This window comes from Amnibacterium endophyticum, assembly GCF_042680685.1.
GTDB classification, from domain to species: domain Bacteria; phylum Actinomycetota; class Actinomycetes; order Actinomycetales; family Microbacteriaceae; genus Amnibacterium; species Amnibacterium endophyticum.
The window spans coordinates 67,039-85,973 of sequence record NZ_JBHUEA010000001.1 but is presented as its reverse complement, the minus strand read 5'-3'; the positions used below and the strand labels follow the sequence as shown (position 1 = coordinate 85,973).

Annotated in this window: 22 protein-coding genes and 1 tRNA gene; 11 read left to right on the top strand and 12 right to left on the bottom strand. The window is 74.5% G+C overall.

Annotated elements, in window-relative coordinates; all coding sequences use genetic code 11:
- The first annotated feature begins 103 nt into the window (after window positions 1-103).
- Window positions 104-175 (top strand) — tRNA-Gln (locus ACFSBI_RS00450).
- Between the two features lie 79 nt (window positions 176-254).
- Here the strand turns inward: ACFSBI_RS00450 and ACFSBI_RS00445 are convergent.
- Entirely contained in the window at window positions 255-1,355 is a 1,101-nt protein-coding gene (locus ACFSBI_RS00445) for a PQQ-dependent sugar dehydrogenase (protein ID WP_377931212.1), read from the bottom strand.
- Between the two features lie 134 nt (window positions 1,356-1,489).
- Between ACFSBI_RS00445 and ACFSBI_RS00440 the strand changes: the two genes are divergently transcribed.
- On the top strand, window positions 1,490-2,191 hold the full coding sequence (locus ACFSBI_RS00440; RefSeq protein WP_377931211.1) for a GOLPH3/VPS74 family protein: 702 nt from the start codon (window positions 1,490-1,492) through the stop codon (window positions 2,189-2,191).
- A 49-nt stretch (window positions 2,192-2,240) separates the two neighbouring features.
- Here ACFSBI_RS00440 and ACFSBI_RS00435 read toward each other — a convergent pair whose 3' ends face one another.
- Genes ACFSBI_RS00435 through ACFSBI_RS00420 form a run of 4 tightly spaced genes read right to left on the bottom strand, consistent with a single transcriptional unit; the run spans window position 2,241 to window position 4,964 of the window.
- Window positions 2,241-2,951, bottom strand: a complete 711-nt coding sequence (locus ACFSBI_RS00435) for a hypothetical protein (RefSeq protein ID WP_377931210.1) — start codon at window positions 2,949-2,951, stop codon at window positions 2,241-2,243.
- Between the two features lie 20 nt (window positions 2,952-2,971).
- Window positions 2,972-3,694, bottom strand: coding sequence for a hypothetical protein (locus ACFSBI_RS00430; RefSeq protein WP_377931209.1), 723 nt, complete (start codon window positions 3,692-3,694; stop codon window positions 2,972-2,974).
- Window positions 3,691-4,608, bottom strand: coding sequence for an ABC transporter ATP-binding protein (locus ACFSBI_RS00425; protein WP_377931208.1), 918 nt, complete (start codon window positions 4,606-4,608; stop codon window positions 3,691-3,693). Before ACFSBI_RS00425 ends, ACFSBI_RS00430 begins: the two co-directional genes overlap by 4 nt.
- Window positions 4,605-4,964: a GntR family transcriptional regulator gene (locus tag ACFSBI_RS00420; protein WP_377931207.1), complete on the bottom strand. Its 360-nt coding sequence runs from the start codon at window positions 4,962-4,964 to the stop codon at window positions 4,605-4,607. The genes ACFSBI_RS00425 and ACFSBI_RS00420 overlap by 4 nt, the downstream gene beginning before the upstream one ends.
- A 101-nt stretch (window positions 4,965-5,065) precedes the next feature.
- Between ACFSBI_RS00420 and ACFSBI_RS00415 the strand changes: the two genes are divergently transcribed.
- Window positions 5,066-5,731: a GOLPH3/VPS74 family protein gene (locus tag ACFSBI_RS00415; RefSeq protein WP_377931206.1), complete on the top strand. Its 666-nt coding sequence runs from the start codon at window positions 5,066-5,068 to the stop codon at window positions 5,729-5,731.
- A 3-nt stretch (window positions 5,732-5,734) separates the two neighbouring features.
- Here ACFSBI_RS00415 and ACFSBI_RS00410 read toward each other — a convergent pair whose 3' ends face one another.
- The gene (locus ACFSBI_RS00410) at window positions 5,735-6,610 is read right to left on the bottom strand and encodes a haloalkane dehalogenase (RefSeq protein ID WP_377931205.1); all 876 of its coding nucleotides are present in this window, start codon (window positions 6,608-6,610) and stop codon (window positions 5,735-5,737) included.
- A 162-nt stretch (window positions 6,611-6,772) separates the two neighbouring features.
- Here ACFSBI_RS00410 and acs point away from each other — a divergent pair, with 162 nt between their 5' ends.
- Both acs and ACFSBI_RS00400 read left to right on the top strand, forming a co-directional pair.
- Window positions 6,773-8,743, top strand: a complete 1,971-nt coding sequence (gene acs / locus ACFSBI_RS00405; RefSeq protein ID WP_377931204.1) for an acetate--CoA ligase — start codon at window positions 6,773-6,775, stop codon at window positions 8,741-8,743.
- Window positions 8,744-8,746: 3 nt separating this feature from the next.
- A complete protein-coding gene (locus tag ACFSBI_RS00400; RefSeq protein ID WP_377931203.1) occupies window positions 8,747-8,941 on the top strand; it encodes a hypothetical protein in 195 nt (64 codons plus the stop codon).
- 36 nt (window positions 8,942-8,977) lie between these two features.
- Here ACFSBI_RS00400 and ACFSBI_RS00395 read toward each other — a convergent pair whose 3' ends face one another.
- Window positions 8,978-9,505: a DUF421 domain-containing protein gene (locus tag ACFSBI_RS00395; RefSeq protein ID WP_377931202.1), complete on the bottom strand. Its 528-nt coding sequence runs from the start codon at window positions 9,503-9,505 to the stop codon at window positions 8,978-8,980.
- 94 nt (window positions 9,506-9,599) lie between these two features.
- Between ACFSBI_RS00395 and ACFSBI_RS00390 the strand changes: the two genes are divergently transcribed.
- Genes ACFSBI_RS00390 through ACFSBI_RS00375 form a run of 4 tightly spaced genes read left to right on the top strand, consistent with a single transcriptional unit; the run spans window position 9,600 to window position 12,704 of the window.
- The gene (locus ACFSBI_RS00390; protein WP_377931201.1) at window positions 9,600-10,646 is read left to right on the top strand and encodes an ABC transporter substrate-binding protein; all 1,047 of its coding nucleotides are present in this window, start codon (window positions 9,600-9,602) and stop codon (window positions 10,644-10,646) included.
- Entirely contained in the window at window positions 10,643-11,398 is a 756-nt protein-coding gene (locus tag ACFSBI_RS00385; RefSeq protein ID WP_377931200.1) for an ABC transporter ATP-binding protein, read from the top strand. The genes ACFSBI_RS00390 and ACFSBI_RS00385 overlap by 4 nt, the downstream gene beginning before the upstream one ends.
- Window positions 11,395-12,231, top strand: coding sequence for an ABC transporter permease (locus ACFSBI_RS00380; protein WP_377931199.1), 837 nt, complete (start codon window positions 11,395-11,397; stop codon window positions 12,229-12,231). The genes ACFSBI_RS00385 and ACFSBI_RS00380 overlap by 4 nt, the downstream gene beginning before the upstream one ends.
- Window positions 12,232-12,251: 20 nt before the next feature.
- Complete coding sequence (locus ACFSBI_RS00375; protein WP_377931198.1) at window positions 12,252-12,704, top strand: RrF2 family transcriptional regulator; 453 nt, start codon at window positions 12,252-12,254, stop codon at window positions 12,702-12,704.
- A gap of 64 nt (window positions 12,705-12,768) precedes the next feature.
- Here ACFSBI_RS00375 and ACFSBI_RS00370 read toward each other — a convergent pair whose 3' ends face one another.
- The 3 genes from ACFSBI_RS00370 to ACFSBI_RS00360 form a co-directional block, all read right to left on the bottom strand.
- Window positions 12,769-14,544, bottom strand: coding sequence for an exonuclease/endonuclease/phosphatase family protein (locus ACFSBI_RS00370; RefSeq protein ID WP_377931197.1), 1,776 nt, complete (start codon window positions 14,542-14,544; stop codon window positions 12,769-12,771).
- Between the two features lie 232 nt (window positions 14,545-14,776).
- Window positions 14,777-15,502 carry an FAD-binding oxidoreductase gene (locus tag ACFSBI_RS00365; protein ID WP_377931196.1) on the bottom strand — a complete coding sequence of 242 codons (726 nt, stop codon included), beginning with the start codon at window positions 15,500-15,502 and terminating at the stop codon, window positions 14,777-14,779.
- Window positions 15,495-16,094 (bottom strand): molybdopterin-dependent oxidoreductase, encoded by a 600-nt coding sequence (locus tag ACFSBI_RS00360; RefSeq protein ID WP_377931195.1) that lies wholly within the window; start codon window positions 16,092-16,094, stop codon window positions 15,495-15,497. Before ACFSBI_RS00360 ends, ACFSBI_RS00365 begins: the two co-directional genes overlap by 8 nt.
- A 58-nt stretch (window positions 16,095-16,152) precedes the next feature.
- On the opposite strand from ACFSBI_RS00360, the gene moaA reads away from it, so the two are divergent.
- A complete protein-coding gene (gene moaA, locus ACFSBI_RS00355) occupies window positions 16,153-17,217 on the top strand; it encodes a GTP 3',8-cyclase MoaA (protein ID WP_377931194.1) in 1,065 nt (354 codons plus the stop codon).
- On the top strand, window positions 17,210-17,458 hold the full coding sequence (locus tag ACFSBI_RS00350; protein WP_377931193.1) for a MoaD/ThiS family protein: 249 nt from the start codon (window positions 17,210-17,212) through the stop codon (window positions 17,456-17,458). Before moaA ends, ACFSBI_RS00350 begins: the two co-directional genes overlap by 8 nt.
- 56 nt (window positions 17,459-17,514) lie before the next feature.
- Here ACFSBI_RS00350 and ACFSBI_RS00345 read toward each other — a convergent pair whose 3' ends face one another.
- The gene (locus ACFSBI_RS00345; RefSeq protein WP_377931192.1) at window positions 17,515-17,931 is read right to left on the bottom strand and encodes a molybdenum cofactor biosynthesis protein MoaE; all 417 of its coding nucleotides are present in this window, start codon (window positions 17,929-17,931) and stop codon (window positions 17,515-17,517) included.
- The gene (moaCB, locus tag ACFSBI_RS00340) at window positions 17,928-18,932 is read right to left on the bottom strand and encodes a bifunctional molybdenum cofactor biosynthesis protein MoaC/MoaB (protein ID WP_377931191.1); all 1,005 of its coding nucleotides are present in this window, start codon (window positions 18,930-18,932) and stop codon (window positions 17,928-17,930) included. Before moaCB ends, ACFSBI_RS00345 begins: the two co-directional genes overlap by 4 nt.
- Window positions 18,933-18,935 lie beyond the last annotated feature (3 nt).

Genomic DNA, 18,935 nt, shown 5'->3' with positions numbered 1-18,935 from the left:
CGGTCGAGCGCCTGCCCGTCGGCGCGGGGAGCGCGGGTCCGCTACACTCGTCCCTCGGTTCCGCACACCACGGATCCGCCTCGGGCAAGTCCTATTGCCCTAGTGGGGTATGGTGTAATTGGCAACACGGCTGATTCTGGTTCAGTTGTTCTTGGTTCGAGTCCAGGTACCCCAGCTCCTCGCTCGTCGAGCCCCTGCCGGGCTCCGAGCATCCCACCGCCTCCTCGAGCCGGTCCGGTCGTGACCCTGCGGCGTCAGCTCGACGAGGTCAACGGCACCGTCAGGATGCGGTCGTCCCCGGCGTCGGGGTTCCCGCGCCCGTCCGTGTTGTTCGTGACGATCCAGAGGGTGTCGTCCGGCCCCGCCAGGACCGAGCGGAGGCGGCCGTAGCGGCCCTCGTAGAGCTCCCGCGAGGTGCCGGGCGCGTCCGGCGGCACCGCCCGCAGCACCTGGCCGCGCAGGTTGGCGATGAAGATCGTGTCGTCGATCACCGCGAGCCCGCTCGGGCTGGCGTCGTCCGGGTTCCACTGCTGCACCGGGTCCGTGAACCGGTCGTCGTCGCCGCGTCCCTCCTCGATCGGCCAGCCGTAGTTCTGCCCCGGGCGGATCACGTTCAGCTCGTCCCACGTGTCCTGGCTGAACTCCGCGGCGAACATCGTGCCGTCGGACGCCCAGCCGAGGCCCTGCACGTTGCGGTGGCCGAGGGAGTAGACGAGCGAGTCGGGGAAGGGGTTGTCGTCGGGCACCTCGCCGTCCGGCGTCATCCTGAGGATCTTGCCGTTCGCCGCGTCCCGGTCCTGCGCGAGGTCGCCGCTGCCGGCGTCGCCGACCGAGGCGTAGAGCATCCCGTCCGGGCCGAACGCGATGCGCCCGCCGTCGTGGTAGGTGTTCGACGGCAGCCCGTCGAGCACGGTCCGCTCCGCGCCGAGCGCGTAGGAGCCGGCGCCGCCCGTGACCGCGAAGCGCTCGATCCGGTTGCCGTCCGCGGCGGTCGAGTAGGTGTAGAGGTCCCCGTCCTGGCCCACGGCCATCCCGAGCAGGCCGCCCTCGCCGCCCCGGTGCTGCACGTCCGGCACGACACCGACGCGGCGGGTGGAGCCGTCGTCCAGCAGCTCGAGCACCTCGCCCGAGTTCCGGAGGCTGATGAACGGCGTGCCGTCGTAGCGGACGACCTCCCACGGCGCCTCGAGCCCCGTCGCGACGTCGGTCGGCGTGCCGGTCGGGACCGCGATCCCGGACGCGGCGGGCGCCGGGGTGCCGATCGGCGCCTGCGTGCAGGCGGTCAGGGACACGGGGACGAGGAGGGCGCCGATCACGATCGACGCGCGGGAGAGGGCGGTCCGAGGGGCGGGCATCACCCGATTCGACCAGTCGAGGGCGAAAGCCTCGAGAAAAGCCGCTGTGATCCGGGAGCTCCAGGAGGCAGGCGCATCTGCCTGCGGAACCTCCTGATCAGGCCGTTTGCAGCGCGCCGCGCCACGCTCGCGGCATGACGCTCATCGCCGAGGACCTGCTGCTCCTGCTGCTCGACGACGACGCCGGCACCCTGCCCGGGCTCTGGACCGACGTGCGGGTGCCGCTCGGCGCCGCGCTGCTCGCCGACCTGCGCCTCGCCGGCGCGGTCCGGGCGGGGGAGCCGCTCCGTGAGGACGGCGTGCCGCTGCTGCCGACCGGCCGCTGGCCGTCGCCGACGGTGCTCGCGGAGGACGGTGCCCGCGTCGACGACCCGCTGCTCGTCGACGCGCTCGCCGTCGTCACCGAGGAGCCGCGCACCGCCGACGACCTCGCCTCCGTGCTCGGCGACGGGCTGGTCGAGCGCCTCACCGACCGCCTGGTGGACGCCGGGGTGCTGGAGCGGCACGAGTCAAAGGTGCTCGGGTTCATCCCGCGCACCCGCTGGCCCGCGATCCGCACCGAGGGCGAGGCGCGGGTGCGGGACGCGCTGCGCGCGGCGCTCGTCGACGGCGCGGAGCCGGACGAGCGCACGCGGGCGACCGCCGCGCTGCTCCAGGCGCTCGACCGCGTGCCGCGCACCCTCGGGCTGCACGGGGCCGAGGCCCGGGACGCACGCGACCGCGCGACGGTCCTGGCGGAGGACGACTGGCCCTCTCGCACCGTCCGCGACGCGATCGCGGAGGCCGCGACCGCGACCACGCTCGGCGGGGGCCAGCCGGGGATGCTGCTGCCCTGAGGGCCGGCCCGCACCGCCGTCCGGTGCCGTCCGATCGCCGAGGGCGGCGTCAGCGGACGGTCGCCCCGCGCAGCAGCGCGGCGGTGCCGACGGTGGAGGCCGCCACGACGACCCCTGCGGCGACGGCGAGCCACCACGGCTCGAACACCCGGCCGGCCTCGCCGAACGCCGGGGCGAGCACCAGCAGCGCGACGACGGCGGCGGCCGACAGCGCGAGGCCGAGCACCAGCGGCCCTCGTGCGCCGAAGCGGATCCACGCCGCGCCGAAGACGGCGCCGGCGGTGAGCGCGGACAGCGACAGCAGGGACATCACGGCGACGAGGGCGAGCGCGTCGCCGCCGCCCAGGGTGGTGTCGCCGAGGACCCGCGCGCCGACGAACCAGCCGCCCGTCACCCGCTCGAGGCCGAGCAGGGCGAGCGCCGCGGCGGTCAGCAGCGCAGACTCGAGCACGGCCGTGAGCAGGACGCCCGCGGTGAAGGTCCGCCGGGTGGCGCCGAGCGCGAGGGCGAGCGGGAAGGTCACGGCGACCGCCTGCACGCCGATCGCGACGACGAAGCCGACGATGCTCCAGACGACCGCGCCGTTCGACTCCAGCGCGCCGTCGCCGCCGTGCGCCGACAGGGCCACGACGATGCCGCTCGTCACGACGACGGCGGCGACGAGGATCGCGAGCGGGATCGAGACCATGCGGCTCGGGTTCGCGTACTGGAGGGCGACGACGGCGGCGGGGGACGCCGGCCTGGCGACGGTGGTGGACACGGGGGACTCCTCAGCAGGGATCAGCGGACGCTGGCGCGCCGCAGGGACAGGTACTCGCCGACGGTGGCGAGGCCGATGACCCCGGCGATGCCGACGGCGATCCACCAGGGGCGGAACGCGGCGGTGATCGCGCCGAGCTGCGGGACGAGGAGCAGCAGCAGGACGGCGAGCACGACCGCGCCGACGAGCGAGAGCGCGAGCGGCCCGCGGGCGCCGAAGCGGATCCAGGAGGCGCCGAAGACGCTGCCGACGCTCAGCGCGCCGAGCATCGTCGCGAACACGACGCCGCCGAGCACGAGCGGGTCCCCGTCGCCGAGCAGCACCGAGCCGAAGGTGGCGGTGCCGACGAACCAGCCCCGGGTGACGACCTCGACGCCGAGCAGCGCCACCGACAGCGCGGCCACGATCAGCGCCTGCACGACGGCGGTCGCCAGGTTGCCGAGGACGAACGCGCGCCGCGTCGAGCCGAGCGCCAGCGCGAACGGGAAGCTGGACGAGACGTTCTGCACGCCGAGCGCGACCGTGTAGCCGAGCACGCTGTAGAGCACGCTGGCGTTGAAGTCCGCTCGCCCGGGGTCGCCGCCGGCGCGGAGCACGATCAGCGAGACCGCCACCGTGAGGGCGACGACCGCACCGAGGATGATGAGCGGCACGCCGAGCATCCGGTAGGGGTTGCCGTACTGGAGCGCGACGACGTCCGCGGGGGAGGCGGGCCGGGCGGGCGCGGAGACCGCGGCGCTCATGCCGCCGCCGCCTCGTGCTCGCGGGGCGCCTCGCTGCGATCGGCCGCGCCGAGCGCGGCGACCAGGTCCTGCAGCCCGACCGGGGCGACCTGCACCCCGGCCGCGGCCGCCTCCTCCGCGAGCCCCGCAGGCGGCTCGCCCGCGAAGACCAGGGAGAGGAGGCCGCCGACGCGATGGCGGCTGAGAGGCGTGCGCCCTCCCGCGACGCGCTCGACCGCGGCAGCGGCGCCGCTCAGCGAGTGGGCGCCCGCGGTCACCTCCTCGGTCGTCCCCGCCCGGACGAGCCGGCCGCCGTCGAGCACGACGACGTGGTCGAGCAGCTGCTCCATCTCGTCGATGAGGTGGGTCGAGAGCACGATGGTCCGGCCCTCGTCGTCGTCGAGGCGTGCGGCGAGCAGGCGGTCCGCGAAGACCCGGCGGGCCGTCGCGTCGAGCCCGAGGTAGGGCTCGTCGAAGACGGTGAGCGGCGCGCGGGACGCCAGGCCGATGACGATCCCGAGCCCGGACTGCTGACCGCGGGACATCTTCTTCACCGTCGTCCGCGACGGCAGGCGGAAGGCGTCGACCAGCTCGGCGGCGAGCTCGGCGTCCCAGCGCTCGTGGAAGCGCGGCACCACGCGGAGCACGTGCTTCAGCTTGAAGTCCTCCGGATAGCGCTGGTTGTCGCGGATCAGGCTCGTCGAGCCCATCACGCCGGCGTGCTCGAACGGGTCGCTGCCCAGCACCTCGACGGTGCCGGCCGACGGCCGGTCGTGCCCGGCGAGGATCGACATGAGCGTGGTCTTGCCGGCGCCGTTGCGGCCGAGCAGCCCGCACACGACGCCCGACGGCACCTCCGTCGTGACGTCCTCGAGGGCGGTCGTCCTGCCGAACCGCCGGCTCACGCCGGTCAGCCGGATCGCGGGTGCGGTCATGGCTCCACTTCCTGATCGATGATGCGGTGCACCTCCGTCACGCCGAGGCCGAGCGAGGCGGCCTCCGCGAGCATCGGTGCGATGAAGCCGCGCGCGAACGCCGCGCGGCGGTCCTCCAGCAGGCGCTCGCGCGCGCCCGCCGTCACGTACATGCCGAGCCCGCGCCGCTTCTCCAGCACGCCGCGGTCGACGAGGAGGGTCATCCCCTTGCCCACGGTCGCCGGGTTGATGCGGTGGAACGCCGCCAGCTCGTTCGTCGAGGGCACCGGGGAGCCAGGCGGGTACGCGCCCGCCAGCACGCCGTCCGCCAGCTGATCCGCGATCTGCTGGAAGATCGGTCGATCGTCCCTGAGCACTCGACCTCCTCGGTTCGTTACTTCACTAATGAACCTATGAGGCCGCCGTCACGGTGTCAAGGGTGCTCGCGCGCCGGAGGTGACGGAGGCAGGCTGATGGCATGACGGATCTCATCGCCGAGGACCTGCTGCTCCTGCTGCTCGACGACGAGCGCGGCACCGCGGCATCCCTGTGGGTCGACGTCGGCACGCCGCTCGCGGCGGCCGCGCTCGCCGAGCTGGCCCTGCGCGGCGCCGTCGAGCTCGAACCCGGCTCGTTCCTGTCGAGCGCGACGCTGCGCGCGACGGGCCGGCCCGAGCCCGACCCCGTGCTCGGCCGGGTGCTCGCGGTGGTGGCGGAGCGGCCGCGCTCGGTCTCCTCCGTCATCTCGCGCGCGAAGCGCGGGCTGCAGGAGGACCTCGCGGCGCGCCTCGCCGCCGCGGGGGTCCTGCGGCGCGAGGAGGACCGCGTGCTCGGTCTGTTCCCGCGGACCACCTGGCCGGAGGTCGACGCCGCGCGGGAGCAGGGCGTCCGCGGCCGCCTGATGCGGGTGCTCGTCGACGGCGCTGAGCCGGACGAGCGCACGGCGGTGCTCGCCGGCATCCTCGGCGCGCTCGACCGGGTGCCGCAGACGCTCGGGCTGCGCGGCCGCGCGGCGGGCGATGCGAAGCGCCGTGCCACGGCGATCGCGAAGGGCGACTGGGCCGTGGAGGCCGTGTCCGCCGCGATGCAGGCGATGCTCGTCGCCGTGATGACCCCGGTGATCGTCACGACGGTGACGAGCTAGCGGTCACCCGAGCGTCGCGACCCACTCGAGCAGCGCGGCCGACACCTCCGCGGGTCGGTCCTCGGGCAGGAAGTGCCCGGCCGGGCCGCCGACGCTGCGGATCGTCAGCCCGGATCCGGTGCTGCGCGCCCACTCGACGGTCCTGTCGGTCGTGAGCACGCATGGTTCGCCGTGCAGCAGCAGCCGGGGCGTCCTCGCCGAGGTCCAGTGGGCGGACGCGGCGGCCATCAGCGCGGCGACGTCGGCGGGATCGTCGGCGACGGGGATCTCGCGCGCCCACTGCAGCAGCGGCGTCCGGTCCTCCGGCCTCGGGTAGGGGGACCGGTAGGCGTCGAGGTCCTCGGCGGCGAGGGGGCGCTGCACGGCTGCGGGGAGGAGCGTGCGCAGGAAGAAGTCCTCCTCGAGCACCATCCGCTCGCCCTCGCCAGGGGTCCTGAGCCGCGCGAACAGCTCGCGCCCGCCGTCGTCGAACGCGTCCCACCCCGGCAGCGGGCGGAGGTGGCCCTCCATCACCGCGATGCCGCGGACCGCGGCGGTTCGACGGCGCAGCAGGTCCATCGCGATGGCGACGCCCCAGTCGTGCCCGACCAGGACCAGGTCGTCCAGCTCCAGCGCCTCGATCAGGGCGTCGACGTGGGCGAGGTGGTCGAGGAGGCGGTAGGCGATCGCCGGCTTGCCGGAGTCGCCCATCCCGATCAGGTCGACGGCGATCCAGCGGTGTTCCGTGTCCCGGCTCGCCGCGGCGGCGAGCACGTGCCGCCAGAGGTACGAGGAGGTCGGGTTGCCGTGCAGCAGGAGGACGGGACGGCCGTGGCCGACCTCGCGGTGCGCCATCCACGAGCCGAGCACCGGGGTGCGCCGTGCCGTCACCGCCATCATGCGGCGATGGTGCCGCACGACGTCGCGGCGCCACCAGAGGGCGGGACCGTGAGATCGAGTGCGCGCACCGCGACCGCGCGGACCGGGGTGACGCCTGGGGCCGGGGGCGCGCCCGGTCGTAGCATCGACCCGGGCGCGAGGACGCGCCCGGGAGGAGCCCCGATGACCACCACCGACCAGCCGTCGACCATCGCGAGCCTCGCCGCGGAGGACCGGCGCTTCCCGCCGAGCGACGAGTTCGCCGCGCAGGCGAACGTCGGGGAGGCCGTCTACGACGAGGCGGCGGCCGACCGGGTCGCGTTCTGGGGTGAGCGCGCCGCCCGGCTCACGTGGGAGACGCCGTTCGAGCAGGTGCTCGACGACTCGGACGCGCCCTTCTACAAGTGGTTCACGGGCGGTCGGCTGAACGTCGCGGTGAACTGCCTCGACCGGCACGTCGAGGCGGGCCTCGGCGACCGGGTCGCCTTCCACTTCGAGGGCGAGCCGGCGGACGACCGCCGCTCGATCACCTACCGCGAGCTGACCGAGCAGGTCTGCCAGGCCGCGAACGCGCTCGAGTCGCTGGGCGTGCGCTCGGGCGACCGGGTCGCGATCTACATGCCGATGATCCCGGAGACGGTCGTCGCGATGCTCGCCTGCGCCCGCATCGGCGCCCCGCACACCGTCGTCTTCGCGGGCTTCTCCGCCGACGCGCTCGCGGCGCGCATCCTCGACTGCGACGCCCGGGTCGTGCTGACGGCCGACGGCGCCCACCGCAAGGGCGCGGTCATCCCGTTGAAGCAGATCGTCGACGAGGCGCTCGAGCAGTGCCCGGACGTGCGGACCGCGGTCGTCGTGAAGCGGACCGGTTCGGACGTGACGATGGTCGAGGGCCGCGACCTCTGGTGGCACGAGACGGTCGAGCGGGCCGAGCGGACGCACGAGGCGCAGGCGTTCGACGCGGAGCACCCGCTGTACGTGATGTACACCTCCGGGACCACCGGCAAGCCGAAGGGCATCCTGCACACCTCGGCGGGCTACCTGCTCGGGGCGTCGTGGACCCAGTGGGAGGTCTTCGACCTGAAGCCCGAGACCGACGTCTACTGGACCGCGGCCGACATCGGCTGGGTCACCGGCCACAGCTACATCGTCTACGGGCCGCTGTCGAACGGCACGACCTCGGTGCTCTACGAGGGCGCGCCCGACGCGCCGCACCGGGGGCGCTGGTGGGAGATCGTGCAGCGCTACGGCGTGACGGTCCTGTACTGCGCGCCGACCGCGATCCGCACGTTCATGAAGTGGGGGGCGGACATCCCGGCCGGGTACGACCTGTCCAGCCTGCGCGTCATCGGCAGCGTGGGGGAGCCGATCAACCCCGAGGCCTACGTCTGGTACCGCGAGCACATCGGCGGGGGCCGCACGCCGGTGGTCGACACCTGGTGGCAGACCGAGACCGGCTCGATCATGATCAGCCCGCTGCCGGGCGTCACGGCCGGCAAGCCGGGAGCGGCGATGAAGGCGCTGCCGGGCGTCGCGGTCGACGTGCTCGACGACGCGGGGGAGCCCGTGCCCGACGGTGCGGGCGGGTACCTCGTGGTCACCGAGCCGTGGCCGAGCATGCTGCGGACGATCTGGGGCGACGACGAGCGGTTCCGCGACACCTACTGGTCCCGCTTCCCCGGCAAGTACTTCGCGGGCGACGGCGCGAAGAAGGACGCCGACGGCGACCTCTGGCTGCTCGGCCGCGTCGACGACGTGATGAACGTCGCCGGGCACCGGCTGTCGACCTACGAGATCGAGTCGGCGCTGGTCGCGAGCCCGCTCGTCGCCGAGGCCGCGGTGGTCGGCGCCGCGGACGAGACGACCGGCCAGGCCGTGGTCGCGTTCGTGATCCTGCGCGGCGACGCCGCGGACGGTCCGGAGGTGGCGGCGCAGCTGCGGGAGTTCGTCGCGAAGCAGATCGGCAAGATCGCCCGGCCTCGGCAGATCCTCGTCGTCGCGGAGCTGCCGAAGACCCGCAGCGGCAAGATCATGCGCCGCCTGCTGCGCGATGTCGCCGAGCACCGGACGGTCGGCGACGTGACGACGCTCGCCGACACGACCGTGATGGACGTGATCCGCGACGGCATGGCGGCGGCGCCGCAGGAGGACTGACCCGTGACCCGCATCCCGCTGCTCGTCGTCGGCGTCCTCGTGGTGGTCGTCGGCGTCGTCTTCGCCGGGCAGGGCGCGAACCTGATCCCCGGCAGCTTCATGACGGGGGACCGGACCTGGCTGGCGGTCGGCATCGTCATGATCGTGGTCGGCGCGATCGCGGTCGTGTACGGGGTGCGGCGCCCGCCGGCGCGCTGAGCGGACCGCCTGCGGGCCCCGCCGGCCGGCAGGCGGCTACGCGTCGCGCCGCGACCCGGCGTCGGCCACGTCGGCGAGGGCCGAGCCGTCGCCGACCTGCTCGGTCGTGATCACGCTGAGCTTCCCGTCGGTCTCGAGCACCACCGCGGCGACGAGGGCGAGGTCACCCGCTCCGGCGCTGCGCACCGCCTGACGGACCTCCGACTCCGTGAGGCGGCTGCGCTCCAGCGTGTCGAGGAGGATCTCGCCGTCGCGCAGCAGCACCGCCGGGGTGGAGGTCATCGCGGCGCGGGTCCGCGGCCAGCGCGCCGACACCGTGGCGAAGCCGAACTGCAGGCCGACCAGCAGGACGAGCGCCGTCACGCCCTCGACCCAGGACACGTCGCTGCTGAGCAGGATCGTCGCGAGCGTCGAGCCCAGGGCGACCGTGACGATGAAGTCGAAGGCGTTCAGCTGGGACAGCGTGCGCTTGCCGCTCGCCCGCAGCAGCAGCACCAGGGCCACGTACGAGGTCGAGCCGACCGCGAGGACCCGGAGCACGTCGGCCCAGTCGTCGAACCACATCGGGCGATCCTCCCCGCCGCGCCCGAGGACGGCCCGTGACGCTCCTGCGGGGTGTCTCCACCGCAATCACCCCTAATCCCCATAGTCTCAGTGGGTGATTAGAACCCGGCTCGCCGCAGTCCTCCTCGCCGCCGCCGTCGCGACCGGCCTCAGCGCCTGCAGCGGCGGGGCCGACGCGGCTCCGGCCGCCGCGCCCGACGCGACCGCGCCGCAGCTGCGGCTCGGATACTTCGCGAACCTCACCCACGCGCCCGCCATCGTCGGCGTCGAGGACGGGGCGTTCCAGAAGGCGCTGGGGAGCACCGCGTTGCAGACGTCCGTCTTCAACGCCGGTCCCGCGGCGACGGAGGCGCTGCTGTCCGGCGCCGTCGACGCGACCTTCATCGGCCCGGGCCCCACGACGAACGCCTACGTGCAGAGCAAGGCGATCACGGTGATCGCGGGCACCGCCGCGAACGGCGCCGCGCTCGTCGTGAAGCCGGGCATCACGACGCCCGCCCAGCTGAAGGGAAGGAGGCTCTCGACGCCGCAGCTCGCGAACACCCAGGACATCGCGCTCCGGTACTGGCTGAAGCAGCAGGGGCTCGCCACGACGCCGACCGGCGCCGGCGACGTCTCCATCGCGCCGCAGTCGAACGGCGACACCGTCAACGCCTTCAAGCAGGGGCAGATCGACGGGGCGTGGGTGCCCGAGCCCTACGCCTCCCAGCTGGTGGCAGCGGGCGGGAAGGTGCTGGTCGACGAGAAGACCCTGTGGCCCGGCGGCCGCTTCGTCACCACGGACCTCGCCGTGAGCACGAAGTACCTCGAGCAGTACCCCGGCACGGTCACCGACCTGCTCGAGGGCCTGATCGCCGCCGAGGGAGAGGTGAACGGCGACCCGGCCGCGGCGCAGCGGACCGTGAACGGGGCGATCGGGAAGATCACCGGCACGCCGCTGCCCGAGGACCTGCTGAAGACGGCCTGGTCGAACGTCGAGTTCACCGTCGACCCGATCGCCGGCAGCCTGAAGGAGGGCGCGGAGCACGCGAAGGACGTCGGGCTGCTGACCGGCGACGTCGACCTCGCCGGCCTCTACGACCTGGAGCCGCTGAACGCGCTGCTGAAGCAGGCCGGGAAGCCCGAGGTGTCGGCCTCGTGAGCGTCCTCACCACCGTTTCGCCGGTCCGCATCGCCGGCGTCGGCCGCACCTTCGGCGGCGCCACCGGCACGATCGCGCTCGAGCACGTCGACCTGACGGTCGAGCAGGGCGAGTTCGTCTGCCTGCTCGGCGCCTCCGGCTGCGGCAAGAGCACGCTGCTCGCGATGGTCGCCGGGCTCGACGAGCCGACGACCGGCACGATCGACCTCGGCGGCCGCCGCACCGCGGTGATGTTCCAGGACGCGAACCTGTTCCCCTGGCTGACCGTCGGGGGCAACATCGAGCTCGCGCTCCGCTTCAGCGGTGTGTCGAAGGCCGACTGGAAGCGCCGGACCGCCGAGCTGCTCGACGTCGTCCGGCTGCCGGGCGCGGAGCGGCGCCGGCCGCACGAGCTCTCCGGCGGCATGCGGCAGCGCGTCGCGCTGGCCCGCTCCCTCGCGCAGGACGCGGAGGTGCTGCTGATGGACGAGCCGTTCGCCGCGCTCGACGCGATCACCCGCGACGCGCTGCACGGCGAGATCGAGCGCATCGCGGGGGAGCGGGGCCTCACCGTGCTGTTCGTCACGCACAACGTGCGCGAGGCGGTGCGGCTCGGCGACCGCGTCATCGTGATGAAGCCGTCGCCCGGGCGGATCGTGCGGGAGGAGCGGGTGCCGCTGCCCCGACCGCGGCGCATGGAGGACCCGGAGGTCGCGCGCCGCGCGGGCCTGCTGCACGACGAGCTCGACGTGCAGGCGGGAGGTGCGCGATGACCGCCCTGCCGCGGCTCGGCGCCGACGGCGCCACCCGCCCCCTCCGTCTCCTCGCCGCGATGCGGCGTCGCGTGCTGCCGCCGCTGCTCGCCGTGGTGCTCGCGCTCGCCGTCTGGCAGCTGCTCGTCGTGCTCGAGGTGAGGCCCGCCTACGTCCTGCCCGCGCCGGCGACGGTCTTCGCGCAGCTCGGCGTGCTGATCGGCGACCCGGCGTTCCTCGCCGCCGTCGGCCGCACCCTGCTGCGGGGGCTGAGCGGCTTCGCGATCGCGCTCGTCATCGGGACGGCGCTCGGGCTCGCGGTCGCGCGCTCCCGCTTCGTGCGCAGCGCGATCGGCTCCCTGCTGACGGGGCTGCAGACCATGCCGTCGATCGCGTGGTTCCCGCTCGCGATCCTCCTGTTCCAGCAGACCGAGGGGGCCATCCTCTTCGTCGTCGTGCTGGGGGCCGCGCCGTCCATCGCGAACGGCCTGATCGGCGGGGTCGACGAGGTGCCGCCGCCGCTCATGCGCACCGCGCGCAGCCTCGGCGGCCGCGGCTTCTCGCTGGTGCTGCGCGTGATCCTGCCCGCCGCGCTACCGGCGTACCTCGCCGGGCTCAAGCAGGGCTGGGCGTTCGCGTGGCGGTCGCTGCTCGCCGGCGAGCTGCTCGTGATCATCGCGAACGCGGCCTCGCTCGGGCAGATGCTCTCGTTCTACCGCGAGCTGTCGAACGCGCCGTCGCTCTACGCGACGATGATCGTGATCCTCGTCATCGGCATGGTCGTCGACCAGGTGTTCGCCCGGGTGACGAACGGGGTGCGGGAGCGACGGGGGCTGTCGGCGCTGCGGAACTGAGCGCGGGTAGCGTGCTGACGGTGCAGGTGACGGCCCGGGTCGACTACGCGATCAGGGCGGTGGTGCAGCTCGCCGCGACCGGCGGTTCGCTCAGCCGGGGCGACATCGCCGCCGCGCAGGGCATCCCGCCGAAGTTCCTCGAGGCGATCCTGCTGCAGCTGCGGCAGGCGGGCCTCCTCGTCGCGCAGCGGGGGACCGCGGGCGGCTACGCGCTCGCCCGCCCGGCGGACGCGATCACGGTCGCGGACGTCGTGCGGGTCGTCGACGGGCCGCTCGCCGCGGTCCGCGGGCTGCCGCCGGAGGACACCGAGTACCCCGACCCGGCCGCGCGGCTGCGCGACCTGTGGGTGGCGCTGCGGGCGGGCATGCGGCAGGTGCTCGAGACGACCACGATCGCGGACCTCGCCTCCGGCGTGCTGCCGGAGGGCGTCGCGGCGCTGCTCGCCGGCGACGGCGCGTGGGTCCGCCGCTGACCCCTTGGTCAGTGCTCGTGCTGCTCCGACGCGCTCGGAGCAGCACGAACAGTGACCAACGGGGTCAGGAGGTGGGGCCCGCGATGCCGATCGTCGCCAGCTGCATGTTGTGGTCCGTGCCCTGCTGCGACTTGATGAACCGGCCCGCGGAGTCGAGCCGCAGCACGTTCGCGTAGCGGAACGTGTAGGGGCTGTTCTTCAGCAGGATGTAGTCGATCCGGCTCGTCTCCCACGGGTGGCGGACGGGCCGCGTGCCGTAGCCGCTGTCCAGCCCGTCCTGCGGGCCGGAGCCGTTCGCGGTGCTCACCTTCATGCCCGAGCGCAGCCCCTTGCGGGCGACCGCGCCGGCGTCGAACCAGCCGTCCTGCATGAAGACGGTGTGGGCCGGCCGCGGGTTGCGCACCGAGTCCGCGTTCATGTCGGAGCCGAAGACGACCGGGGTCGAGCCCGCCATCCGGTCGATCGCGGCGCCGAGCCGGCGCGCCTCCTCCTGTCGCGCGGTCACGACGCTCGACGCGCCGCCGACCGGGAGGTGCGCCGCGACGGCGTAGAACTCGCGGCCGCCGGAGACCGTGCGGAACCTCGCCCACGACGCCCAGCGGTCGGGTCCGATCGCGTTGGTACCCGTCCAGCCCGGGACGCCGAGGCCCTGGACCTTGCCGCCGAAGTAGGTGCCCACGGGCAGAGCGGGCGAGAAGTAGCCGTGGTCGATGAGGTCCATCTTCTTGCGGTCGTAGAAGATCGGGGAGCCGTTCGTGACCTTGCCGGCCCACTTCGGATACGCGCGCATCTGGTCCATCACCCGGGCGTAGGCGTCCTTGCTCGCCAGCTCCAGCCGGTCCAGTCGCCGTGCCAGGTCCGCCATCTGCGTGTGCGAGCCACAGCGGTACATCGCGTCGTGGGTGTTGCGGCAGGCGCTCGTGAGCACGGTGGAGAGCTCTGCGGTCAGGAGGAGATCGGGGTCCGCGCGCCGGTCGTCGATGTAGGCCGCGACGCGGTCCGCGCGCTGCGCCCACTGGTTCACCGGGTGGTAGTTCCGGGTCGAGCCGACGCTCTGGATGTTCAGCTCGGCGACCTTCAGCTTCGTCACCGCGGCGGCCGGGACGTCCGCCTTCGCGAACGCCCACGTGCCGACCGGCGAGGGGCGCAGGCGCCTGGGGTAGTCGTAGGAGCGGCTCATCACCTTCGAGCCGCTGTTCGACTGGAGCACCTTGATCCAGACCGGGTTGCCGGTGCCGGCGCCGAGGTACGCGCGGTACTTCGCGGGGACCGTCAGGACGACGGAGCGCGTGGTGGCGGGCAGCCAGCCGGAGTCGAAGCGGCGCTGCAGCGTGAGCACGTCCGAGCCCGCGACGACGGCGACCTTGGCAGCACTGCCGCCGCCCGACCAGGACACCGTCACCTGGTTCGCGAGCGGGCCCGGCGTCGCGGTGACCCGGCCGACCTGGACCGGCATCGCGGCGGTGGCCGTCGCGCGGACGACGCGGGACACCCGCGTCGCGGTCGGCGTCAGCCTCGAGGTGGTCGGCACGACGCGCACGAAGTAGCGGCGGCCGTTCTTCAGGCCGCGGATCTGCACGGTGCGCTTCGTGGTCCGGACGGTGCGGGCCTTCGTGAGCGAGGCGGTGGTGCCGACGCGCACGGTGTAGCGGGTCGCGCCGGGCACCCGAGGCCATGCGGCGGTGAGCATGCCCTTGCCGCCGACGACGCGGACGCCGCTCGTCGCGGCCTCCGCTGGTGCGGCGTCCACCGGTACGAGCGCCCCGCCGACGGCGAGCGCGGCGGCGACGCCGCTGGCGAGCAGGGTGCGCCCGAGGCGCGACGAGGTCAGTGAGCGCACGGCGATCCCCCCAGAACGGCTGCGACGCCTCGATGCTAGGCAGGGATCAGCGGCGCCGGCCGGTGTCGGACCGCCCCAGAGTGCGGGGGGAACCGCGCTCCGCACGGCGTGGCGCGCCGCGCGACCGGGGATCCGCCGTATCGCGGCGCGTCCTCCACCACGTGTTCGGCGCTCCGTGACGTGTTCGGCGCTGCTGGGCGCCGAACGGGTCACCGGACGCCGAGGACGCCGCTCAGCCGGTCGGGCCGAAGCGCTCCGTGCGGACGCGGTCCTCGGGGTGGCCCTGCTCGACGAGCGCGGTCGCGACGGCCTCGACGAACCCGGTGGGGCCGCACACGAACACCTCCGGCGCCTCGTCGGCGGCGATGGCGAGCCGCTGCACGTCCGCGGCGGTCAGCCGGCGCCCGGCGCCGCCGTCCGGGGTGCGCCGCGAGCAGTGCAGGTCGACCCGCACCCCGTCGCGCTCCAGCGCCGCGAGCTCGTCCCGGTAGTACACGCGGTCGGGGTCGGTCACCCCGTAGAGCAGCCGGAAGGGGCGCGTCGAGCCCGTCCGCTCACGGGTGCGCAGCATCGCCATCAGCGGCGCGACTCCCGAGCCGCCCGCGATCAGCTGCACGGGTGCGGTACCGGTGTCGGGGCGCCAGACGAGCCAGCCGCCGACCGGCCCCCGCACCTCCACCGCGTCGCCGATCGCGAGGTCCCGCACGAGGTAGGGGGACACCTCGCCGTCCGCGAACTCCTCGACGGTGATCTGCACCGGCCGCGCGCCGGCGGCCGAGGAGAGGGAGTAGCTGCGCTGCGCGGTGTAGCCGTCCTCGGCGGTCAGCCGGACGTCGACGTGCTGGCCGGCGAGCGCCGGGCCGAGGTCCGGAGCGTCGAGCAGCAGGGTGCGGGCGGTCGCGGTCTCCCGCACCTCGCCGACGAGCGCCGCGTGCACCCAGCGGTTCGGGTCAGGCACTGCGGTAGCGCTCCTCCTGCCAGGGGTCGCCGTGCATGTGGTAGCCCAGCGACTCCCAGAACCCGGCCTCGTCGCGCTGCATGAAGCGCAGCGAGTTGACCCACTTCGCGCTCTTCCAGAGGTAGAGGTGCGGCACGAGCAGCCGGGCAGGGCCGCCGTGCTCCGGCGCGAGCGGCTGCCCGTCGTACTCGAACGCGATCCAGGCCTTGCCGCCGGTCAGGTCCTCCCGCGGCAGGTTCGTCGTGTACCCGCCGTAGCTGCCGGCCATGACGTACTCGGCGTCGCTCTCGACACCCTCGAGCAGCCGGTCGACGGAGACGCCGCGCCAGGTCGTGCCGAACTTCGACCAGCTCGTGACGCAGTGCAGGTCGGTGTCGATCCGCTCCGGGCCCAGGTCCATCAGCTGCGACCAGGTCCAGACCCGGTCCTCGGCGCCCGGCACGGTCAGCGTGAAGCGCCAGTCGTCGGTGCGGACCCGCTGGGTGGGGCCGGCGGTCAGCACCGGGAAGCCGTGCTCCTCGTACTGGCCGGGCGGCAGCCCGGGGTTGGTGCTGCGGCGGCGGCCGCGGAAGCCGGGGGAGAAGACGGCCATCGAGGGCTCCTTCCTCTGTTCGGCGCCCATGCTTCCACGGCCGTGCGAGAGTGAGCGGGTGACGGCGGTGAACATCGGGGTGCCGGGCCGGGTGCGCCCCGCGGCCGTCGACACGAGCGACCGTCCGGACACGCCCGCCCTGCTCGACCGCTTCGGGCGCACCGCCCGCGACCTGCGCATCTCCATCACGGAGAAGTGCTCCCTGCGGTGCACCTACTGCATGCCCGAGGAGGGCCTGCCCGCGGTGCCGCGCGACGTGCTGCTGACCCCGGCGGAGATCGGCCGGCTCGCCGGCATCGCGCACCACCGGCTCGGCGTGCAGGAGGTGCGCTTCACCGGCGGGGAGCCGCTGATGCGCGCCGATCTGGCCGCGATCCTCGCCGCGACGCGCGCCGCCGCACCGGGGATGGCGATCGCGCTCACGACGAACGGGATCGGGCTCGACCGGCGGCTGGCCGCGCTGCTCGAGGCCGGGCTCGACCGGGTGAACATCTCCCTCGACACGGTCGACCGGGAGCACTTCGCCCGGCTCACCCGTCGCGACCGGCTGCCCGCGGTGCTCGACGGCATCCGCGCCGCCCGCGCCGCCGGGCTCGAGCCGGTGAAGGTGAACGCCGTGCTCATGCGCGAGACCCTGGACGGCGCCGGGGACCTGCTCGCGTGGGCGATCGAGGCGGGCGTGCACCTGCGCTTCATCGAGCAGATGCCGCTCGACGCGGACGGGGTGTGGAGCCGGGAGTCTCTCGTCGGCGCCGCCGAGCTGCTCGAGGTGCTCTCGGCACGCTTCGCGCTCGAGCCGATCGGCCGCCCCGACGACCCGTCGTCGCCGGCCGAGGAGTGGCGGGTGGCGGGGACCTCCGCGACGGTCGGCGTGATCGCGTCGGTCACGCGCTCCTTCTGCCGCGACTGCGATCGCACCCGGCTGACGGCCGAGGGCTCCGTGCGCTCCTGCCTCTTCGGCGACGACGAGACCCCGCTCGCGCCCCTGCTGCGCGGCGGGGCGGACGACGAGGCGATCGCGGCCGCCTGGCGGACGGCGATGTGGGGGAAGCAGGCGGGGCACGGGATGGACGCGGCCGGCTTCACCCGCCCGGTCCGCTCGATGGGGGCGATCGGTGGCTGACGTGACGGTGCTCGTGCGCTACTTCGCCGCGGCGGAGGAGGCGGCCGGCCGCTCGGAGGAGCAGGTGACCGTCGAGCCGACCGCCGGGGCCCTCCGCGCCTGGCTGGCCGACCGGTACGGGCCCGCGATGCAGCGCGTGCTCGACACCGGCAGCCTGCTCGTCGACGGCACCGTCACCCGCGACCCGGCCCGCCCGCTGCGCGCCCGCGTGGACGTCCTCCCGCCCTTCGCCGGCGGCTGATTTCATCTTGTAGGCAGATCCGGCCTCTCGGCCGAGATCTGCCTACAAGATGAAGGTCAGAGGCCGACCCACTCGGTGGCGCCGTCGGCGGTGTGCTGGCGCTTCCAGATCGGCACGCCGGCCTTGATCGCGTCGACCAGCTCGCCGCACGCCGCGAACGCCTCGGCGCGGTGGGGCGCCGCGACCGCAGCGACGAGCGCGACGTCGCCGATCTCGAGCCGCCCGATGCGGTGCGCGGCGGCGACGACGAGGCCGGTCCGCTCCGCGAGCCCGGCGCAGACGTCGGCGAGGAAGCGCTCCGCCTCCGGATGCGCGGAGTAGTCGAGCCGCTCGACGCCGCGGCCGGAGTCGTGGTCGCGGATCACGCCGCGGAAGGTCACGAGCGCCCCGTCGGCGCGGGTCAGCACCGCGCGCTCCACCTCGGCGGCGTCGAGGGCGGCCTCGGTGACGCGGGCGAGGGCGACGCCGCTCATCGGACGTCGTGCGGCGCGGACTGGTGCGCGCCGTGCTCGTGGTCGGTGGTGCCGCGCACCTGGCGCAGCAGGTGCGGCAGCAGGTCGGCCAGCACGGTCAGGCCGTCGTCGACGCCGCCCGCGGAGCCCGGGAGGTTCACGACGACCGTGCCGGCCGCGACGCCGGCGAGCCCGCGGCCGAGCGCCGCGGTCGGCGTGCCCGCCCGCGCCCGCAGCGCCTCCGCGACGCCGGGCAGCGCCCGGTCGAGCTCCGCGGAGGTCGCCTCCGGCGTGCCGTCGGTCGGACTCGCCCCGGTGCCGCCGGTCGTGATCAGCACGTCGGGGCCGTCCGCGAGCGCGGCGCGGAGGGCGCCCGCCACGTCCGCATCGGCCGTGACCGTGGCCTCCGGCGTCTCGAGCCCCAGGCCGCGCAGCCAGGCGGCGATCCGCGGGCCGGTGGTGTCCTCCCGGGTGCCGGCGGCCGCGCCCGTCGAGACGACGAGCACCCGCCCGCCGCCGGTCCGCGCAGCCGGCGGTGGCGATCCGGCGTCCTCGCGCGTCCAGTGCCCGCGCTTGCCGCCGGTCTTCTCGAGCAGCCGGACGTCGGTCAGCGTCGCCGCCGGGTCGACCGCCTTGACCATGTCGTGCAGGGTCAGCCCGGCCACGGCGACGGCGGTCAGCGCCTCCATCTCCACGCCGGTGCGGCCGGTCGTCGTCGCCCGCGCCTCGATCCGGACCGCGACGCCGTCCGGGACGAGGTCGACCGAGACCGCGTCGAGCGGCAGCGGGTGGCAGAGCGGGATCAGATCGCTCGTCCGCTTCGCGCCGGCGATCCCGGCGATCCGGGCGGTCGCCAGCGCGTCGGCCTTCGGCAGCCCGTCGGCCTGCAGCAGCCGGACGACCTCCGCCGTCGTGACGAGGCGGCCCGCGGCGACCGCCTCGCGACGGGTCGGGTCCTTGCCGCCGACGTCGACCATGCGCGCCCGGCCGTCGGCGTCGACGTGGGTCAGGGAGGAGCTCACGTC